The following is a 17183-nucleotide window of genomic DNA, read 5'->3' on the forward strand; positions in this document are numbered from 1 at the left end:
ACTCCCTGGCGCGGGGGCGCCGGCGCTTCATCAGACGCCGGCGAGCATACGCCATTTAAGTCCAGTTCTAAGCGTCAGGGTGAATAGTTAGTTAATCTGCCGGACTTGTGACAGGCCCGAGCCGCTCCCGGGCACGCAGGCGGGCTTCCTCGTCCAGCATGAGCGCGGTGTCCACGTCGCCGGGCGCCGCCATGTCGTTGCGCCGCGCCATGTCCTCGATCACGCCCGAGACCAGCGCCGGGATGCCGTAGACCCCGATGCGGCCCGCCAGGAACGCCTCGACGGCGACCTCGTTGGCGGCGTTGAGGATGGTGGGGGCCCCTCCCCCCTCGCGCAGCGCGTCCAGCGCCAGCCCCAGCGCCGGGAAGCGCGCCAGGTCCGGTGCCTCGAAGTCGAGCCGGGCGATCTCGGAGAGGTTGAGGCGGCGCGCGTCGGTGGCGAGGCGATCGGGAAAGCCGAGGCAGTGGGCGATCGGCACCCGCATGTCGGGACAGGCGAGCCCGGCCACGACCGCGCCGTCGCAGAACGAGACCAGGCCGTGCACGATGGATTGCGGGTGCACCACCACGCCCAGCCGGTCCGGCGGGATGGCGAAGAGGTGCCAGGCCTCGATGAGCTCGAGCCCCTTGTTCATCAAGGTGGCGCTGTCGATCGTGACCTTGGCGCCCATGCTCCAGTTGGGATGGGCCAGGGCCTGCGTGGGCGTGGCCGCCTCGATGCGCTCGCGGCTCCAGGTGCGGAAGGGGCCGCCCGAGGCGGTGAGGATCATCTCCTCGACCTCGTCGGCCCGGTGTCGGCCCAGCGCCTGGAAGATGGCGTTGTGCTCGCTGTCGACCGGCAGCAGCGTGGTGCCGGCCGCCGCCGCGTCCCGCATGAAGGCGTGGCCGGCGCACACCAGGCACTCCTTGTTGGCCAGCGCCACGGTGCCCCCGAGCCGGGCGGCGGCATGGGTGGGCCGCACGCCGGCGGCGCCCGCGATGGCCCCGATGACGATGTCGGCCGGGCGGACCGCGGCTTCCATGACCGCCTGCGCGCCCGCGGAGGCCTCGATGCCGGTGCCGCCCAGCGCCTCGCGCAGGGCGCCGAGCCCCGCCGGATCGCTGAGGGCCGCGACGCGCGCGCCCAGCGCGACCGCCGTGCGGGCGAGCGCCTGCGGATCACGCCCGCCGACGACGGCCTCCACCCGGAAGCGCTCCTTGTGGGTGGCGAGAATGTCGGCCGTGGACCGGCCGATGGATCCGGTGGCGCCCAGCACGGTGACGCTGACGCTCATCGCGGCCCCCCGAAGACGTAGACGATGAGGCCGATGAGGACGCAGACGGCCCAGAAACTGTCCAGACGGTCGAGTACGCCCCCGTGGCCGGGAATGAGCGAGCTCGAATCCTTGACCGCGAAGGCGCGCTTCAGCGCGGATTCGGCGAGATCGCCCAGGATGGACACGACCGAGGCGACCAGCGTGAGCGCGACCAGCGGCAGGCCGTGGTACCAGCCGTGGCCCCCGGCATCGGCCGCCATGACCAGGGCGACGGCGCAGGCCGTGCCCCCGACGAGACCGCCGATGGCGCCCGACCAGGTCTTCTTGGGGCTGACGCGCGGCCACAGCTTGGGCCCGCCCAGGGCCCGGCCGGCGAAATAGGCGGCGATGTCGGAGCCCCAGACCACGCAGAACAGCCACAGCACGGCGACGAGCGCGTGGGCGGGGTGGCCGCGCAGGTCGATGGGCACGACCGCGACCACCGCGCAGACGGCGACGCCCGCGAGCGACCACAGCCGCCGGCCGCCCGGCGCGGAGAGCGCGACGGCACCGGCCGCGAGCCCCACCACGGACCAGGCCCGCGGGTCGGCCGCCGCCGAGGCCTCGGCGAGAAGGCCCGCATAGGCGATGCCGAGGGAGCCCAGGAGCCAGGAGATCTGCCGGCGCCCCCCTTCGAGCCCGATGAGGGTGAGCCATTCGCGCAGGGCCAGGATGGCCGCGAGCGTCCAGAACAGGCCGAAGACCCAGCCGCCGGCCCAGGCCGTGCCGAGCGCCGCCCCGGCCATGACCAGGGCGGAGACGACGCGCAGCGCGAGTTCCGAGCGGGGGGCGGCAGGCGTCGGGGACGCCGCCGTGGCGGGGGCGGGAGCGGCCTGGTTGCCGCCGTCGCTCAAGAAACCGCTCCGGAGACCGCGCCGGCCCGCGACAGGCCGCCGTAGCGGCGGTCCCGGCCGTGGAACTCGGCGATGGCGGCCTCCAGCGCGGGGCGGTCGAAATCCGGCCACAGGCAGGGCGTGAACACGAACTCCGAATAGGCGGACTGCCACATCAGGAAGTTCGAGAGCCGCATTTCGCCGGACGTCCGGATGACGAGGTCGGGATCCGGAATGTCGGCCGTTCCCAGGCGGGCGGAGAAGGCCTCCTCGGTGATGGCTTCCGGCGGCAGGCGGCCGGCGGCGACCTCGAGGGCCAGGCGCTGGGCGGCCTGGACGATCTCGGCGCGGGATCCGTAGTTGAAAGCGACGACCAGGGTGAGCCCGGTATTGTCGCGCGTGAGGTTCTCGGCCTCGGTGAGCAGCCCGTCGATCTCGCTGGAGAGGCGCTGGCGCGAGCCCAGGATGCGGACCCGCACGCCCGAGGCGTGCAGCTGGGCGAGATCGTTGCGAATGAAGCGCTTGAGCAGCCCCATCAGGTCGCCGATCTCCTGGGGCGGGCGCCGCCAGTTCTCCGACGAGAAGCTGAAGACCGTGAGGTAGCGGATGCCCAGATCGATGGACGCGCGCACGGTGCGCCGGAGAGCCTCGACCCCGCGCCGGTGCCCCTCGAACCGCGGCAGGCCGCGCGCCGACGCCCAGCGGCCATTGCCGTCCATGATGATGGCCACGTGGGCGGGCGCGCCGGCCGGTGTCATGCGGGCGCTCCGGATGTGCGCGGTTGGGAGGTCGGGCGATGAGCGAGGAGCGAAGAGCGATACGACGCCATGGGTTGCCAACTCGCGAACGAGCACCTGTCCCCATTCGCAACTCGCCATTCGCCGGCCGCCCCGCGGCGGCACAGCGCGGACACCCCGGTCACTCTCTCCCGAAAGCCGATCATGGCGACGCTCCGCGGCCCCGGGGGTCAGACGTGCATGATTTCCTTTTCCTTGGCCGCGAGCGCGGCGTCGATCTCGGCGATCGTCTGGTCGGTGGCCTTCTGCACCTGCTCGGAGTGACGCTCGATGTCGTCCTTGCCGATGTGACCGTCGAGCTTCTTGAGGTGGTCAAGCCCGTCGCGGCGGACGTGGCGGGCGGCGACGCGCGCCTCCTCGGCATATTTGTGCGCCACCTTGACCAGCTCCTTGCGGCGCTGCTCGTTGAGCTCGGGGATGCGGATGCGCAGCACCTGGCCCTCGGTGGCCGGGTTGAAGCCCAGGTTACTGTCGCGGATGGCCCGTTCCACCGCGGCGACCATGGAGCGGTCCCACACCTGGACGGTGATCATGCGCGGCTCGGGCACGTTGACCGTGGCCACCTGGTTCAGCGGCATCATGGAGCCGTAGGCATCCACGTTGACGGGATCGAGCAGGTTCGCGGAGGCGCGGCCGGTGCGCAGGCTCGCGAGGTCCTTCGAGAACGCCTGCACGGCGCCGGCCATGCGGCGCTTGATGTCGGCGAGATCGAACGGTGCGGGTGCGGCCATCAGTGTTATCCGGAGCTTGAAAAAAGATCAGGCCAACGCCTTACGCCCGCAGCCTTGCGGGTTCAAGGGGTGACACGCGTGGCGGGCGCCTTGCCGGCCAGGATGGCGGTGATGGCGCCCGGCCCGTGGGCCGACCCGACGATGATGGGAAGCCGGTTTTCCCGCGCCAGGGCGAAGGCGGCCGTGTCCATGATCTTGAGGTCGCGGGCGATGGCTTCGTCGTGGGTGAGCACGTCGTAGCGCCGGGCCGTGGGATCCTTCTTGGGGTCGGCGGTGTAGACGCCGTCGACCTGGGTGGCCTTGAGCACGGCATCGCACTTGAGCTCGATGGCGCGCAGCACGGCCGCGGTGTCGGTGGTGAAGAACGGGTTGCCCGTGCCGCCACCCAGCACCGCCACGCGGCCTTTGCTGAGATGGTGCAGCGCCGGCTGGCGGGCATAGGTCTCGCACAGCGAGGGCATGGCGACCGCCGAGAGCGTGCGGGCCGGGGTGCCTTTCGATTCCAGGGCGCTTTCGAGCGCGATGGAGTTCATGACCGTGGCGAGCATGCCCATGGCATCGGCCGTGGCCCGGTCGATCCAGCCGGCCGCGCCGACCTTGGCGCCGCGGATGACGTTGCCGCCGCCGATGACCACGGCGATCTCGAACCCCTGCCCCACCGCCTGGGCGATGTCCTCGGCCAGGGTGGAGAGCGTCTGCGGGTTCAGCCAGTAGCCGTCCGGCGCGATCAGCGCCTCGCCGGAGAGTTTCACCAGAACCCGCCGCATCGCCGCCATTCGCTCTCTCCCGCTCACGCGCTCGTCCGCTGCAACGAGCTATCTCCCCCGCGCGGCGGCATCAAGGCCGCCCGACGGGGTCCCCACAAGGAAACGGCGGCGCAGGCGCCGCCGTGACTGACAGAATGCTGACAGGGAGGTGAGCGCGGCTCGCAGGTGCGCTGCACCTCCCGCCAACCTCGTTCGCTCCACCGTCCTGGCGGGGCAGGATGCCGCGTGGGGCCGGATCAGAGAAGGGCGACGCGACGGTCGCCCCTGCCCTGCCTCAGCCCTGGCCGCTGGAGATGGCGGCGACTTCCGCCGCGAAGTCCGATTCCTGCTTCTCGATGCCTTCGCCGAGCGCGTAGCGGAAGAAGCCCTTCACCGCGATGGCGCCGCCAACGCGGCCTTCGGCTTCCTTCACCGCCTGGGCGACGGTCTTGCCGCTGTCGTGCACGAAGGCCTGATCGAGGAGGCAGACCTCCTTGTAGTAGGTCTTCAGGCCGCTCTCGACGATCTTCTCGAGCACGTGGGCGGGCTTGCCGGCGTTCTTGTCGGCGAGCACGGCCTTCTCGCGGGCCACCACGGCGGGGTCGAGGCCCGAGGCGTCCAGCGCCAGCGGGCTGGCGGCGGCGATGTGCATGGCGACCTGGCGGCCGAGCGTGGCGAGCTCGTCGGCCTTGCCGGCCGACTCGAGCGCCACGATGACGCCGATCTTGCCGAGGCCCGGGGCGACCTGGTTGTGGATGTACTGGCCGACCACGCCCTGGTGGACCTGCAGCTCGGCGGCGCGGCGCAGGTTCATGTTCTCGCCGATGGTGGCGATGGCATTGGAGATGGCCTCCTGCACGGTGGCCCCGCCCGGGTAGTGGGTGCCGAGCAGCGCCTCGACGTCGGCCTTCTTCTCCAGCGCGACGTTGGCGATGGTGCGCACCAGCGACTGGAATTCCTCGTTGCGGGCGACGAAGTCGGTCTCGGAGTTCACCTCGACGACGACGCCGCGGTTGCCGGACACGGCCACGGCGACGAGGCCCTCGGCCGCCACGCGGCCGGACTTCTTGGCGGCCTTGGCCAGGCCTTTCTTGCGCAGCCAGTCGATGGCCTGCTCGACGTCGCCGCCGTTGGCTTCGAGAGCGGCCTTGCAGTCCATCATGCCCGCGCCGGTCTTCTCGCGCAGGTCCTTCACCAGAGCAGCGGTGATCGTGGCCATGGTTTCAACCTCTTTGGGTCGTGGATGCGAGACGGCGGCGGGAGGACCCGCCGCCGTGCATCTCAATGGATCGACGATGCGGCGCCATCACGGCGCCGCGTGGCGTTCAGAGATTCAGGCGTTCTCGATGAGCGAGCGGGCCTGCGCGACCCAGCCTTCGCGGTCGATGCGCCCGCCGAGCTTGGCGGCAGCCTCGATGGCGGCGACGTCGGCCGGCGTGGCGGCAGCGAGCTGCCAGTAGTGGAAGATGCCCGCGTCGTTGAGCTTCTTCTCCAGCTGCGGGCTCATGGCCTTCAGCTTGCCCAGGTCGTCCGGCGCGCCGCGCGGCGCGGTGAGCAGCTCGAAGGCTTCGCCGGTGGGCGAGCCGGCCGGCTCGGCCGGCAGGTCCTCGCCCGTGGGGGCCTCGGAGGCGCCGATGTCGATGCCGAGCGAGCCCTGGCCGCGCGAGATGCCGTCGATGGCGGCGCGGGACACGAGATCGCAGTAGAGCGCGATGGCGCGGCCGGCGTCGTCATTGGCCGGCACCGGATAGGTGATGCCGTCCGGATCGCAGTTCGAATCGACGATGGCCGCGACCGGGATGCCGAGGCGCTGGGCCTCCTTGATCGCGAGCTGTTCCTTGTTGGTGTCGATGACGAAGATCAGGTCGGGCGTGCCGCCCATGTCCTTGATGCCGCCGAGAGCACGCTCGAGCTTCTCCTTCTCGCGGGAGAGCATGAGACGCTCCTTCTTGGTGAGGCCCTGGGCCCCGCCGGCGAGGATCTCGTCAACCTTGCGCAGGCGCGAGATGGAGCCGGAGATCGTCTTCCAGTTGGTGAGCATGCCGCCGAGCCAGCGGGAGTTCACGTAATACTGGGCCGAGCGGCGCGCCGCGTCGGCAATGGCCTCGGACGCCTGGCGCTTGGTGCCGACGAACAGCACGCGGCCGCCGGCCGCCACCGTGTCGGAAATCGCCTGCAGCGCGCGATGGAGCATCGGCACAGTCTGGGCGAGATCGAGGATGTGGATGTTGTTGCGCGTGCCGAAGATGAAGGGCGCCATCTTCGGGTTCCAGCGATGCGACTGGTGACCAAAGTGCGCACCGGCCTCGAGAAGCGAGCGCATAGAAAAATCGGGCAGAGCCATGCTGCGTAGTCTCCGGTTTAGGCCTCCGCGGAGCGTGAACCAGGGACGATCCCCGGCCACCGGAACGGCCGAAGCCGAATGTCCGCGTGTGGAATGGCGCGGGCTTTAGCGGAAATGGGGGGGATTGGCAAGGGTGGGGGTGGGGACCGTGCGCCAGCTGGATACAGCACTAATTGTTTGGCGCGCTTGCTCAGCGCAAAAGTAAAAAGCCCAGCTGTGCCGGGCTTTTCTGTCGTATTCGAAAAAATGGTCGGAGTGGCGGGATTCGAACCCACGACCCCTAGTCCCCCAGACTAGTGCGCTAACCGGGCTGCGCTACACTCCGACTGCGCGCCTTATAGGGGGCGGCGGCGCGTTCCGCAACAGGGGGTGTGGAGAGAGTGTCACCTTCCCGAAAAGTGCGTGCGCGAGGGGTGTTGGATGCGAATTCGCTACGATCGCCGAGCGGCCCGCTCGAGGATGAGGACCTTTCCTGGTGACGATTCGACGACTGTCTGAGCAGCCCGCGAGGGCTAGGAGACGAGCGGTCTCACGTCCTGCCGCGGTCGGGACCCGGCCGTGAGCGGCGGGCGCTGGGGCATCGATGGCCACAACCGCCCCGAGTTTCTGGACAGGCTGCGCGCGCAGGGGTTTTCGCAGGCCTATGCCGGCGGGCCGTTCGAGGCGTGGCGGGCGGGGGCGCGGGCGGCGTTCGAGGGGCTGCTGCCTCGCCTGCCGGCCGGGTGGGCGGCGCGGGCGCCGGCGGTGATCTGCGCGGTGGAGCGCGACGGGCTGGTGCTCGAGCGGCTGGTCCTGGAGGGGCCGTGGTGCCCCGTGCCGGCGCTCGTCCTGCGCCCGGCGGGCCCGGGGCCCTTCCCGGCGGTGTTGCTGCTGCACGATCACGGGTCGCGGTTCGACATCGGCAAGGAGAAGCTGGTGCCGGCGTGGGACGATGCGGCGCGCCTCGCCTCCGGCGTCGAATGGGCCGGCCGGTTCTATGGCGGGCGATTCGTGGGCGAGGCGCTAGCGCGGAAGGGCTTCCTGGTGCTGTGCGCCGACGCGCTGGGCTGGGGTGAACGCGAGGGCAACGGCTACGAGGCCCAGCAGGCGCTGGCCTGCACCCTCATGCTGGCCGGGGCGAGCCTCGCGGGCGTGATCGCGCGGGAGGACGTGGCGGCGGCGCAGGCCCTGGCGGCGCGCGACGACGTGCGGGGCGTGGCGGCGCTGGGCTTCTCGCTCGGCGGCTTCCGGGCCTGGCAGGTGGCGGCCCTGTGCGAGACCGTGGCCGCGACCGTCGCCGTGAACTGGATGGCGACGCTGGAAGGCGTGACGCGGGCGGGCAACAACCAGCTGCGGGGCCAGTCCGCCTTCAGCATGACCCATCCGGGCGCGGCGGCGCTGTTCGACTATCCCGACATGGCGGGCCTCGCGGCGCCGCGGCCTCTCTTCGTGCAGGCGGGCGCCCAGGACGCGCTGTTTCCGCCGGACAGCGTCGAGACGGCGCTGGCGCGCCTGCGCCACCTGTGGCGCGCCGCGGGGGCTCCGGCAGCGCTGGCCACTGCGATTCGGCCGGGCGGACACCAGTTCGGCGTGGAAGCCCAGGAGGAGAGCCTCGCCTGGCTCGCCGCCGCGATGGGGCCGTGAGGATCGCCCGGAACGGCCCGGCCCGGGCCGGCGTTCTCCCGTGACGCGCACGGGAGACAGCGATGGCAGACCTTCACCAGCACGATGAAACCAACGAAACCGGCTTCGGCACCGGCGTCATCCTGTCGATCGTCATGGCGATCGTCATTTTCGGCATCCTGCTGCTGTCCCACCGCGGGTGAGGCGCGGGGCTCGGTTCGCGCCACTCTCCTTACCAATTCCCAATGTTTCAGTGGCGTGGCCCTTCAATTCCGCCATACTGCATCCCATATGGTCAGGCGTTGGGCATCCTGCCCCCGATGGATGGACGATGAACACGTTTCCGTTTGCACGTACCGGCCGCACGATGGCGATCGCGGCGGCGATCCTGGCGCTCGGCATTGCCGCGGCGGACGCCCGTCCGGGCGGAGGGTCGAGCTTCGGCAGCCGCGGCGGGCGCACCTACAGCGCGCCGCCGGTGACCAACACGGCCCCGCGCACCGCGGCGCCGATGGAACGCTCGATCACGCAGCCCTCGCAGGTGCAGCCCGGCATGGCCGCGCAGCGCCCCGGCATGGCGCAGCCGTCCACCGGCTGGCGCCCCGGCTTCGGCACCGGCTTCATGGGCGGCCTGCTAGGCGCGGGCCTGCTCGGCATGCTGTTCGGCCATGGCTTCATGGGCGGCTTCGGCGGCCTGTCCTCCCTGTTCGGGCTGCTGCTGCAGGCCGGCCTGATCGTGGGTGGCATCTACCTCGTCATGCGCCTCATCCGCGGCCGGCAGCCTGCCTTCGCCGGCGGCTCCGGCGCGACGAGCCCGCTGGCGGCGAATGCCGGTCCCGGTGGACCGCTGCGGCGTGACGCCATGGGCGGCGCCGGCGGCTCGGGGCTTGGAGGCTCGGGGCTTGGAGGCTCGGGGCTTGGAGGCTCGGCTCTGGGCGGCATGGGCCTTGGTGCGGGTGCCGGCGCGGCGATGGCCTCAGCCAAGCCGTCCGACGCCGTGGGCATCGAGGCCAAGGACTTCGACGCCTTCGAGGCCTCGCTCAAGGCCGTGAACGCGGCCTGGGATCGTGAGGACCTCACGGCCATGCGCGGCCTGGCCACGCCCGAGATGGTCGGCTATTTCGGCGAGGAACTCGCCCGCAATGCCGGCCGCGGCCTGCACGACCGCGTGTCGAACGTGACGCTGGAGCAGGGCGACCTCGCCGAAGCCTGGCGCGAGGGCAGCACCGACTACGCCACCGTCGCGATGCGCTTCTCGCTCGTGAACGCGCTGACCGAGCGCGCCACCGGCAAGGTGGTGGAAGGTGACGCCACGAAGCCCCAGGAGGCCACCGAGCTGTGGACCTTCCGCCGCGATGCCGGCGGGTCCTGGATGCTGTCGGCGATCCAGCAGAGCTAATCCAAGGGGCCTTCGGGCCCCTTTTCCTTTTCACATCGCCCCCCTCGCCGTCCTGCCCGGGCTTGGCCCGGGCATCCACGACTTTGCCGGGGCCATGCTGAAGTCGTGGGTGGCCGGGCCAAGCCCGGCCATGACGGTGGAGGGAAAGCGGGCAACGGGAGTGTTGCAGCCCTACCCCAGCCTCCGCCCTACCCCGCTACGATCACGTCGGCCGGCAGGTCCGTCTTCAGCGCCCGCTGGACGGAGCGGCTGGCGGCCACGGTGCCCTTTTCGGCATAGGCCTCGTGGTTCTCCTCGATGTCGTCGAGGTCGTAGCAGTAGTTCACCATGAGCCCGTGCGACTGGCGCAGGCCCTTCTCGGAGAGGTCGCCGAGCGGGTTGAGGCGTTCCAGGCGGGCGCCGTTGCCGAGATGAAAGCGGGCCACCGGGTCCACCGGCTTGCCGGAGTGGCTCCGCGCCTTGAGGAAATAGACCGCCGCCGCCGGCAGCACGGCCCGCCGCACGGTGTCGGCCAAGGCCGGGTCCTGGGCGTAGCCTTCCTGGTCCAGCACGGCGAGCGCGCGGCGCAGGCCCGCGTCCAGCAGACCGTCCTCCTTGTCGCGTTCCGCGCGAAGCCATCGGGCGAAGCCGGGAACGGGCGAGAGCGTCACGAAGGTCTTGAGGTTGGGCAGGTCCTTCTTCAAATCCTCGGCCACCTGCTTGATGAGGAAATGGCCGAAGGACACGCCGGCCAGCCCGCCCTGCGTGTTGGAGATGGAATAGAATACCGCCGTGTTGGCCTCGTTCGCGGCAATGGGCTTGCGGGCGAGGTCCAGCAGCGGCGCGATCGCGCCGGGCATGTCCGTCGTCAGCGCCACCTCCACGAAGATCAGCGGCTCGTCGACGAGCTGCGGGTGGAAGAAGGCGAAGCAGCGCCGGTCGGTCGGCGCCAGGCGGTTGCGCAGGTCGTCCCAGTCGCGGATCTCGTGCACCGCTTCGTAGCGGATGATCTTCTCGAGGATATTGGCCGGGGTGTTCCAGTCGATCGGGCGCAGCACCAGGAAGCCGCGGTTGAACCATGACGCGAAGAGGTGGACGAAGTCGCGGTCCACCACCGCGAGGTCGGGGTGCTCTGGCAGAGCCTCCAGCAGGTCGGCGCGCATGCGCACCAGCGCGGCCGTGCCGCCGGGCGCCAGGTTGATGCGACGGAAGAGCTCCTGCCGGCGCGCCTCCGCCGCCGTGGCGAGGGCCGAGGCGGCCTCCCCCACGGGATTGTCGCGAAATGCCGCGAGCGCGGCCTCCAGCTTCGCCTCGTCCGGCCCGAAGCGGCTGGCCAGCACCTGCAGGAAGGCGAGCCGCGCCACCGGCGGGGCCGCGCGGTAGGTGTCCACGATGCCGCGCGCCAGGGCCACCCCGGACGCTTCGCCGCGCCGCGACAACAGCTCGTCGGCGAGCGCCGGCAGGTCGGAAGCCTTGAGCGGCCCGCGGGGCAACCCTAAGAGGGCGCGGCTGCGGTCGGTGAGGGAAGAGAGCATGTCGGCGAGAAAGGTCGTCGGCATCGGTATCCTCGTTTTCCCGCAGCTTCGGCGCGCCGTGCGGCATCATCATGACAGGCCGCCCATGGGGGGCAAGCCGCGCGGTTGGCTGCAGATTTGACCGGTCCCCGAGGCCGTCTCCGCCTCTCCGCCGTCCTGGCCGGGCTCCGGCCCGGCCATCCACGACTGCGCGTGGCCCTGGCAAAGTCGTGGGTGCCCGGGCCGAGCCCGGGCATGACGCGGAGAGATGGAGAATGGATCTAAGACGTCCCGCGGCGTTGATTTTCCAGGCGGGGGCATGCAAGCGTCCGAGCTCTCCAGGGAGCCTGCCCATGACCGACCTCCTCACCCGCCCGGCCACCGAGATCCTGGCCGCGCTCGCCCGCAAGGAGCTTTCGGCGGTCGAGCTGCTCGACATGACGCTGGCCCGTACGGCAGCGGTGAACCCGCGGCTCAATGCCGTGGTGGCCATGGACGTGGCGGCCGCGCGCCGGGCGGCGGAGGCCAGCGACGCGCGGCGGGCGCAGGGGCTCGACGGGCTCGCCGAAGGGCTCGCCGTCACCATCAAGGATGCCTTCGACGTCGCGGGCCTCGTCTCCACGGGCGGCGCGCCGGCCTGGCGGGACCGGGTGCCGGAGAAGGACGCCGCCGGCGTGGCGCGGCTGCGGGCCGCCGGCGCGGTCATCTACGGCAAGACCAACGTGCCGCCCTACTCGGGCGACTGGGTGGCCGAGAACCCCATCCACGGGCGCACGCTGAACCCGTGGGACCCGGAGAGAAGCCCCGGCGGCTCATCGGGCGGGGCCTGCGTGGCGGTGGCCACCGGCATGAGCGCGCTCGAGTTCGGCTCCGACCTCGGCGGGTCGATCCGCTGGCCGGCCCATTGCTGCGGCCTGTTCGGCCTGAAGCCCACCTGGGGGCTCGTCTCCACCCGCGGCCACCGCCCTCCCCCGCCCGGGATCGAGGTCGATGCCGATCTGTCCGTCGCGGGCCCCATCACGCGCTCCGCCCGCGATCTCGACCTGGCGCTCGCCATCATGGCCGGTCCGCCCGCGCTGGACGGCGTTCGCCCGCAGATCGCCCCGCCCCGCAAGACCTCGCCCAAGGGCCTTCGCGTGGCGCTGTGGGCCGAGGATCCGTTTGCGCCGGCCGATGCGACGGTGACGGAGGCGGCGCGCCGGGCGGCCTCGCTGCTGGCGGGCGCCGGCGCCGAGGTGGACGACGAGGCGCGGCCGGGCTTCCGCTTCGCCGAGAGCTTCGAGGTCTACTCCATGCTCATGCACGCCATCGTGGCGGCCGGCCTGCCGGACAAGATCCGCGACCGGCTCGCGGCGGAGGCCGCGAACTACGCACCCGGCGACATCTCCCACCCGGCCCTGCAGGCCCGCGCCGCCCGGCTCGACGTGAAGACCTACGCGGCGTTGCAGGACCGCCGGGCCGCGCTCAAGCGCGCCTGGGACGCCTTCTTCACCCGCTACGACGTGGTGCTGATGCCCCCGGCCCCGGTGCCGGCCATCCCGCATCCCCCGGCCGCCATGGCCGAGCGCCGGCTCGTGGTGAACGGCATCGCGCGCCCCTACATGGACATCCTGCATTGGGTCGGTCTCGCCACCGTCGCGCACCTGCCGGCCGCCGTGGCGCCGGTCATGCGCACCGATGGAGGGCTGCCGGTCGGCGTGCAGATCGTCGCCGCCGAAGGCGCCGACCGCACGGCGATCGCCGTGGCGGGGATGCTGGAGGCGCTGGGCTGCCGGTACGAGGCGCCTCCCCTGGACGGCGTTGCCTGAAGGGCGCTCTCTCTCCGGCGTCCTGGCCGGGCTCCGGCCCGGCCATCCACGACTTTGCTGCAACCGGTCCGAAGTCGTGGGTCCCCGGGCCAAGCCCGGGGATGACGAGCGGAGGGATGGCGGGCGGCGACATGGGCCTGCTGCCGTTTGACGCGCCCGCCCCCGCGACTACACTGCCCGGCCTCAGCAAGAACGAAGGGCCGGGCCATGCTCACCAATCTGCAGACGCGCGACGTCGAGACGCTCATCCATCCCTACACGAATCTCGACACGGTCCGGCAGACCGGCACCCTCGTGCTCGAGAAGGGCAAGGGCGTGTGGGTGTGGGACACCGACGGCAACGGCTACATCGAGGGCATGGCCGGCCTGTGGTGCACGGCGCTGGGCTACGGCAACGAGGAGCTGGTCGAGGCCGCGCGCGAGCAGATGGCCAAGCTCCCCTTCACCCATCTGTTCGGCGCCAAGAGCCATGACCCGGCCATCGAGCTCGCCGAAAAGCTGAAGGACATGGCCCCGGTGCCGATGTCCAAGGTGTTCTTCGGCTGCTCGGGCTCGGACGCCAACGACACCCAGATCAAGCTCATCTGGTACTACAACAACGCCATCGGCCGGCCGAAGAAGAAGAAGATCATCGCCCGGCTCAAGGGCTACCACGGCGTCACGGTGGCCTCGGCCTCGCTCACGGGCCTGCCCAACAACCACCTCGACTTCGACCTGCCGATCCAGAACATCCTCCACACCTCCTGCCCGCACCACTACCGCTTCGGGCTGCCGGGCGAGACCGAGGAGGAGTTCGCCACCCGCATGGCCAACGAACTCGAGGAGCTCATCCTCAAGGAAGGGCCGGACACGGTCGCCGCCTTCATCTGCGAGCCGGTGGGCGGCGCCGGCGGCGTCATCACGCCGCCCAAGGGCTACTACGAGAAGGTCCAGGTCGTCCTCGACAAGTACGACGTGCTCCTGATCTCCGACGAGGTGATCTGCGGCTTCGGCCGGCTGGGCACGCCCTTCGGCTGCTCGGCCATGAACATGCGGCCCGACACCATGTCGCTCGCCAAGGCGCTGACCTCGGCCTATTTCCCGCTCTCGGCGGTGATGATCCCCGAGAAGATCAACGAGGCCATGGTGTCGGAGAGCCGTAAGATCGGCGTCTTCGCCCACGGCTACACCTATTCGGGCCATCCGGTGGGCGCCGCCATCGGCGTCAAGACGCTGGAGATCTACGAGCGCGAGAAGATCTTCGAGCGCGCCGCCGCGCGCGTGCCGAAGTTCTGGAAGCGCCTCGACGCGCTGCGCGACCATCCGCTGGTCGGCGAGGTGCGCGGCAAGGGCCTCGTCGCGGGCGTCGAGCTCGTGGCCGACAAGGCCACGAAGAAGGCTTTCGACGGCAAGGCCGGCGTCGGCGCCAAGGTCAACGCCTTCGCGCAGAAGGAAGGCGTCATCCTGCGCAACATGGTCGACACCATCGCCGTGTGCCCGCCCCTGGTCATCAGCGACGACGAGATCGACGACCTGTTCGACCGCTTCACCCGTGCGCTCGACGCCGGCGAGGAGATGGTGCGCCGGGACAACCTGCGCGGCTGATACTCCACGCGAGCTTTGTTCAATTCAGACCCGGCCGTCCTGCGGCCGGGTTTTTTCGTTCTGTCAGGTGAAGCGAACAACAAGCGTCGTCATTGCCAACGGTCAACTTGGGCCACCAGGTGGAAAATCTCGCCGGTTGCCCATTGTTGCGTTGCATCATGTGCGCTTTCGCACTTCTTGAATTTTTCCCAAGCTGTTAATCGAGCATTCACCTTGAGGTTGCCAGAGTCCCCGCGAGTTGCAGGCGACCAGACTGTGCGGCGGCCTTGAAGCCGCCACGCCGAGGCCTAGCTCCGGCTGAAGACGCCGGCCATCCATCGCCCGCCCGATCACCGGGCGTGACGACAACAGAGGAACCATCATGTCTACCGAAGTTCGCGCGGCGCGCACGAGCGAGATGCCGACGATGACGACCCCCGAGCGCACCAAGGCCGCTCCGGCCTTCTCCAGCATCGGCATCCAGGCGGTGGCCGCCGCGGCCGAACAGCTGAAGCGCGCCGAGGCCGCCGACAGGGCCCGCGCCGCCGCCGGACGCGAATGGCCGCCGGCGCTGCGCGCCGAGCTCGAGGCGCTCTGAGCGCATCACTTTCGGAACGACGTGGTGAGGGGCGCCCGGGGCGCCCCTTTTTCGTTGTCGAGACCGCGGCCTCAGACGGCGAACGCCTTGCCCTTCTCCGGCACCACGACCTTGGTGCCCGAGCCCTGCATCGCCGCCACGAAGGCGTCCGGCGAGGCATCGAGCAGGCCGAACGTGGCGTAGTGGCAGGGGATCACGGTGTCGAACGTGAAGAAGCGCCGGCAGGCCAGCGCCGCCGTCTTTGCGCCCATGGTGAAGCGGTCGCCGATCGGCACCAGGCCCACCTTGGGCGCGTGGATCTCGGCGATGAGTGCCATGTCGCCGAAGATGTCCGTGTCGCCCATGTGATAGACGGTCGGCTCGCCGGGAGCCTTGACGATGAGGCCGTTGGCGCTGCCGAGCGGAAAGTTGACGCCCGCCTCCACCATGCCGGCCGAGTGGTCGGCGCGCACCATCGAGACCGTGAAGCCGCCCATGTCCACCGTGCCGCCGGTGTTCATGGGGCTGAAGGTTTTCAGGCCCTGGCTGGCCAGCCACATCAGGAGGTCGTAGTTCGACACCACCGTGGCGCCGGTCTCCTCGGCGATCGCCACCGTGTCTCCCACGTGGTCGCCATGGCCATGGGTCACGAGGATGTGCGTCACCCCGGCGATGGCGGCCGCCCGATCGGCGGAAAACGCCGGGTTGCCGGTGAAGAAGGGGTCGATCAGGACCGCCTTGCCGGCAAAATCGAGACGGAAGGCGGAATGGCCGAACCAGGTGATCTGCATGCGACGTCTCCTTCGGGCGTGTGAAGCGACCGGGAGAATGGAGCGGTCAGGCGGGTTCGGCAATGCGGCAAGGGCAGAGGATGGTCCCGCAGCCGAACAGGAAACGCTTGCGCCCTCGCCTCGCCCGGAGGATCAAGGGGCATGACCCAGCCCACCAGCGACTACGATTTCCTGCTCGATCTGCCGCGCGGCGCGCGCCTGCTGGGGCTCGATCTCGGCACGAAGACGATCGGAATGGCGCTGTCGGACGTCGATCGGCGCATCGCCACGCCGCTCGACACGATTCGGCGGACCAAGTTCAAGGCGGATGCGCAGGCGCTGCTCGGGCACGTGGAGCGCCACGGGGTCGCCGTGCTGGTGCTGGGCCTGCCGCTCAACATGGACGGCAGCGAAGGCCCGCGCGTGCAGAGCACGCGGGCCTTCGCCCGGAACATGGCGGGGCTGACGCCGATCCCGATCGTCTACTGGGACGAGCGCCTGTCGACGGCCGCCGTCACGCGCACGCTCATCGAGGCAGACGCCTCGCGCGCGAGACGCGGCGAGGTCGTCGACAAGATGGCGGCGGCCTACATCCTCCAGGGCCTGCTCGACCGCCTCGCGGCGATGCGGCGGGCCCGGGAGGCCAGCCTGGACGATCAGCGATAGCTGTCGCGGAAGCTGTCGATCTGCCGCTTGCCGGGCCCGCCGGCGTGGTGGCGGACGCTCGGCCGCGGGGCGTAGGTGTAGCCGTAGGCCGGCGCGTAAGCCGGGGCGGGGTCGACGTAGACCGGCGCGGGCTCCTCGTAGACGTAGGTCTGCGGAGCCTCGTAGTAGGTCGCCGCCGGGGCGTAGTAGCCCTGCTGCGGGGCGGCATAGTAGCCCTGCGGCTGGGCGTAGTAGCCGCCGCCGTAGCCCCCGCCATAGGAGCGGTTCTGCGAGGCGATGGCGGCGCCGACGCCGAGCGCGGCGATGCCGCCCACGATCGCCGCCGCGGTCGCATTGCGGCCATTGCGGACCTTCACGATCTGGGCGCCGTCGAAGTCGCCGTCGGCGACGGCGGGGACGAGCCGCGACTGCTCGGGCTGGGCCGTCAGACCCGCCGCGCTCGCGACGGGCATGGGGCCGGCGGCCGCCGGAAGGGCCGAGGCGAGAGAGACGGCGGCGACACCCGCAACGAGCGTGCGGCGCCAGGCCGAAGAGGTCATCGAAATTGCAGACATCATGGT

Annotated in this window: 16 protein-coding genes and 1 tRNA gene; 6 read left to right on the forward strand and 11 right to left on the reverse strand. The window is 70.7% G+C overall.

Annotated elements, in window-relative coordinates; translation table 11 throughout:
• Nucleotides 1–91: 91 nt before the first annotated feature.
• The 8 genes from dxr to Q0Q47_RS24495 form a co-directional block, all read right to left on the reverse strand.
• On the reverse strand, nucleotides 92–1273 hold the full coding sequence (gene dxr, locus Q0Q47_RS24460; protein WP_293866230.1) for a 1-deoxy-D-xylulose-5-phosphate reductoisomerase: 1182 nt from the start codon (nucleotides 1271–1273) through the stop codon (nucleotides 92–94).
• On the reverse strand, nucleotides 1270–2148 hold the full coding sequence (locus Q0Q47_RS24465) for a phosphatidate cytidylyltransferase (RefSeq protein WP_293866233.1): 879 nt from the start codon (nucleotides 2146–2148) through the stop codon (nucleotides 1270–1272). Before Q0Q47_RS24465 ends, dxr begins: the two co-directional genes overlap by 4 nt.
• Nucleotides 2145–2885, reverse strand: coding sequence for an isoprenyl transferase (locus Q0Q47_RS24470; protein WP_293866236.1), 741 nt, complete (start codon nucleotides 2883–2885; stop codon nucleotides 2145–2147). Before Q0Q47_RS24470 ends, Q0Q47_RS24465 begins: the two co-directional genes overlap by 4 nt.
• Nucleotides 2886–3094: 209 nt before the next feature.
• Nucleotides 3095–3655, reverse strand: a complete 561-nt coding sequence (gene frr / locus Q0Q47_RS24475; RefSeq protein WP_293866239.1) for a ribosome recycling factor — start codon at nucleotides 3653–3655, stop codon at nucleotides 3095–3097.
• Nucleotides 3656–3717: 62 nt separating this feature from the next.
• Nucleotides 3718–4431 (reverse strand): UMP kinase, encoded by a 714-nt coding sequence (pyrH, locus tag Q0Q47_RS24480; RefSeq protein WP_293866242.1) that lies wholly within the window; start codon nucleotides 4429–4431, stop codon nucleotides 3718–3720.
• Between the two features lie 265 nt (nucleotides 4432–4696).
• On the reverse strand, nucleotides 4697–5620 hold the full coding sequence (tsf, locus tag Q0Q47_RS24485; RefSeq protein WP_293866245.1) for a translation elongation factor Ts: 924 nt from the start codon (nucleotides 5618–5620) through the stop codon (nucleotides 4697–4699).
• Nucleotides 5621–5734: 114 nt separating this feature from the next.
• On the reverse strand, nucleotides 5735–6745 hold the full coding sequence (locus Q0Q47_RS24490; protein WP_293866248.1) for a 30S ribosomal protein S2: 1011 nt from the start codon (nucleotides 6743–6745) through the stop codon (nucleotides 5735–5737).
• Nucleotides 6746–6992: 247 nt separating this feature from the next.
• Nucleotides 6993–7070 (reverse strand) — tRNA-Pro (locus Q0Q47_RS24495).
• A gap of 233 nt (nucleotides 7071–7303) precedes the next feature.
• On the opposite strand from Q0Q47_RS24495, the gene Q0Q47_RS24500 reads away from it, so the two are divergent.
• Together Q0Q47_RS24500 and Q0Q47_RS24505 are read left to right on the forward strand one after the other, a co-directional pair.
• A complete protein-coding gene (locus tag Q0Q47_RS24500; RefSeq protein WP_293866251.1) occupies nucleotides 7304–8368 on the forward strand; it encodes a dienelactone hydrolase family protein in 1065 nt (354 codons plus the stop codon).
• Between the two features lie 310 nt (nucleotides 8369–8678).
• Nucleotides 8679–9746, forward strand: a complete 1068-nt coding sequence (locus Q0Q47_RS24505) for a TIM44-like domain-containing protein (RefSeq protein ID WP_293866254.1) — start codon at nucleotides 8679–8681, stop codon at nucleotides 9744–9746.
• A 188-nt stretch (nucleotides 9747–9934) separates the two neighbouring features.
• Here Q0Q47_RS24505 and Q0Q47_RS24510 read toward each other — a convergent pair whose 3' ends face one another.
• Entirely contained in the window at nucleotides 9935–11284 is a 1350-nt protein-coding gene (locus Q0Q47_RS24510; protein ID WP_293866257.1) for a malonyl-CoA decarboxylase, read from the reverse strand.
• Nucleotides 11285–11592: 308 nt separating this feature from the next.
• Between Q0Q47_RS24510 and Q0Q47_RS24515 the strand changes: the two genes are divergently transcribed.
• The 3 genes from Q0Q47_RS24515 (at nucleotide 11593) to Q0Q47_RS24525 (ending at nucleotide 15208) form a co-directional block, all read left to right on the forward strand.
• Nucleotides 11593–13047, forward strand: a complete 1455-nt coding sequence (locus Q0Q47_RS24515) for an amidase family protein (protein ID WP_293866260.1) — start codon at nucleotides 11593–11595, stop codon at nucleotides 13045–13047.
• Nucleotides 13048–13254: 207 nt separating this feature from the next.
• A complete protein-coding gene (locus tag Q0Q47_RS24520) occupies nucleotides 13255–14631 on the forward strand; it encodes an aspartate aminotransferase family protein (protein ID WP_293866263.1) in 1377 nt (458 codons plus the stop codon).
• Nucleotides 14632–14992: 361 nt separating this feature from the next.
• Entirely contained in the window at nucleotides 14993–15208 is a 216-nt protein-coding gene (locus Q0Q47_RS24525; protein WP_293866266.1) for a hypothetical protein, read from the forward strand.
• A 71-nt stretch (nucleotides 15209–15279) separates the two neighbouring features.
• Here the strand turns inward: Q0Q47_RS24525 and Q0Q47_RS24530 are convergent, their stop codons facing one another.
• Complete coding sequence (locus Q0Q47_RS24530) at nucleotides 15280–15978, reverse strand: metal-dependent hydrolase (protein ID WP_293866269.1); 699 nt, start codon at nucleotides 15976–15978, stop codon at nucleotides 15280–15282.
• Between the two features lie 141 nt (nucleotides 15979–16119).
• Here Q0Q47_RS24530 and ruvX point away from each other — a divergent pair, with 141 nt between their 5' ends.
• Nucleotides 16120–16623: a Holliday junction resolvase RuvX gene (ruvX, locus tag Q0Q47_RS24535; RefSeq protein ID WP_293866272.1), complete on the forward strand. Its 504-nt coding sequence runs from the start codon at nucleotides 16120–16122 to the stop codon at nucleotides 16621–16623.
• On the opposite strand, the gene Q0Q47_RS24540 is transcribed toward ruvX, so the two are convergent.
• A complete protein-coding gene (locus Q0Q47_RS24540; protein WP_293866275.1) occupies nucleotides 16614–17177 on the reverse strand; it encodes a hypothetical protein in 564 nt (187 codons plus the stop codon). The genes ruvX and Q0Q47_RS24540 overlap by 10 nt on opposite strands.
• Nucleotides 17178–17183 lie beyond the last annotated feature (6 nt).

This window comes from uncultured Alsobacter sp. (assembly GCF_945952055.1).
Classification (GTDB): Bacteria; Pseudomonadota; Alphaproteobacteria; order Rhizobiales; family Beijerinckiaceae; genus Alsobacter.

Excerpts from the sequence above, each read along its gene's own strand:
- dxr (WP_293866230.1), bottom strand. The coding sequence starts at position 1,273 with ATGAGCGTCAGCGTCACCGTGCTGGGCGCCACCGGATCCATCGGCCGG.
- Q0Q47_RS24470 (WP_293866236.1), bottom strand. The coding sequence starts at position 2,885 with ATGACACCGGCCGGCGCGCCCGCCCACGTGGCCATCATCATGGACGGC.
- frr (WP_293866239.1), bottom strand. The coding sequence starts at position 3,655 with ATGGCCGCACCCGCACCGTTCGATCTCGCCGACATCAAGCGCCGCATG.
- pyrH (WP_293866242.1), bottom strand. The coding sequence starts at position 4,431 with ATGGCGGCGATGCGGCGGGTTCTGGTGAAACTCTCCGGCGAGGCGCTG.
- tsf (WP_293866245.1), bottom strand. The coding sequence starts at position 5,620 with ATGGCCACGATCACCGCTGCTCTGGTGAAGGACCTGCGCGAGAAGACC.
- Q0Q47_RS24490 (WP_293866248.1), bottom strand. The coding sequence starts at position 6,745 with ATGGCTCTGCCCGATTTTTCTATGCGCTCGCTTCTCGAGGCCGGTGCG.
- Q0Q47_RS24505 (WP_293866254.1), top strand. The coding sequence starts at position 8,679 with ATGAACACGTTTCCGTTTGCACGTACCGGCCGCACGATGGCGATCGCG.
- Q0Q47_RS24510 (WP_293866257.1), bottom strand. The coding sequence starts at position 11,284 with ATGCCGACGACCTTTCTCGCCGACATGCTCTCTTCCCTCACCGACCGC.
- Q0Q47_RS24515 (WP_293866260.1), top strand. The coding sequence starts at position 11,593 with ATGACCGACCTCCTCACCCGCCCGGCCACCGAGATCCTGGCCGCGCTC.
- Q0Q47_RS24520 (WP_293866263.1), top strand. The coding sequence starts at position 13,255 with ATGCTCACCAATCTGCAGACGCGCGACGTCGAGACGCTCATCCATCCC.
- Q0Q47_RS24525 (WP_293866266.1), top strand. The coding sequence starts at position 14,993 with ATGTCTACCGAAGTTCGCGCGGCGCGCACGAGCGAGATGCCGACGATG.
- Q0Q47_RS24530 (WP_293866269.1), bottom strand. The coding sequence starts at position 15,978 with ATGCAGATCACCTGGTTCGGCCATTCCGCCTTCCGTCTCGATTTTGCC.
- ruvX (WP_293866272.1), top strand. The coding sequence starts at position 16,120 with ATGACCCAGCCCACCAGCGACTACGATTTCCTGCTCGATCTGCCGCGC.
- Q0Q47_RS24540 (WP_293866275.1), bottom strand. The coding sequence starts at position 17,177 with ATGTCTGCAATTTCGATGACCTCTTCGGCCTGGCGCCGCACGCTCGTT.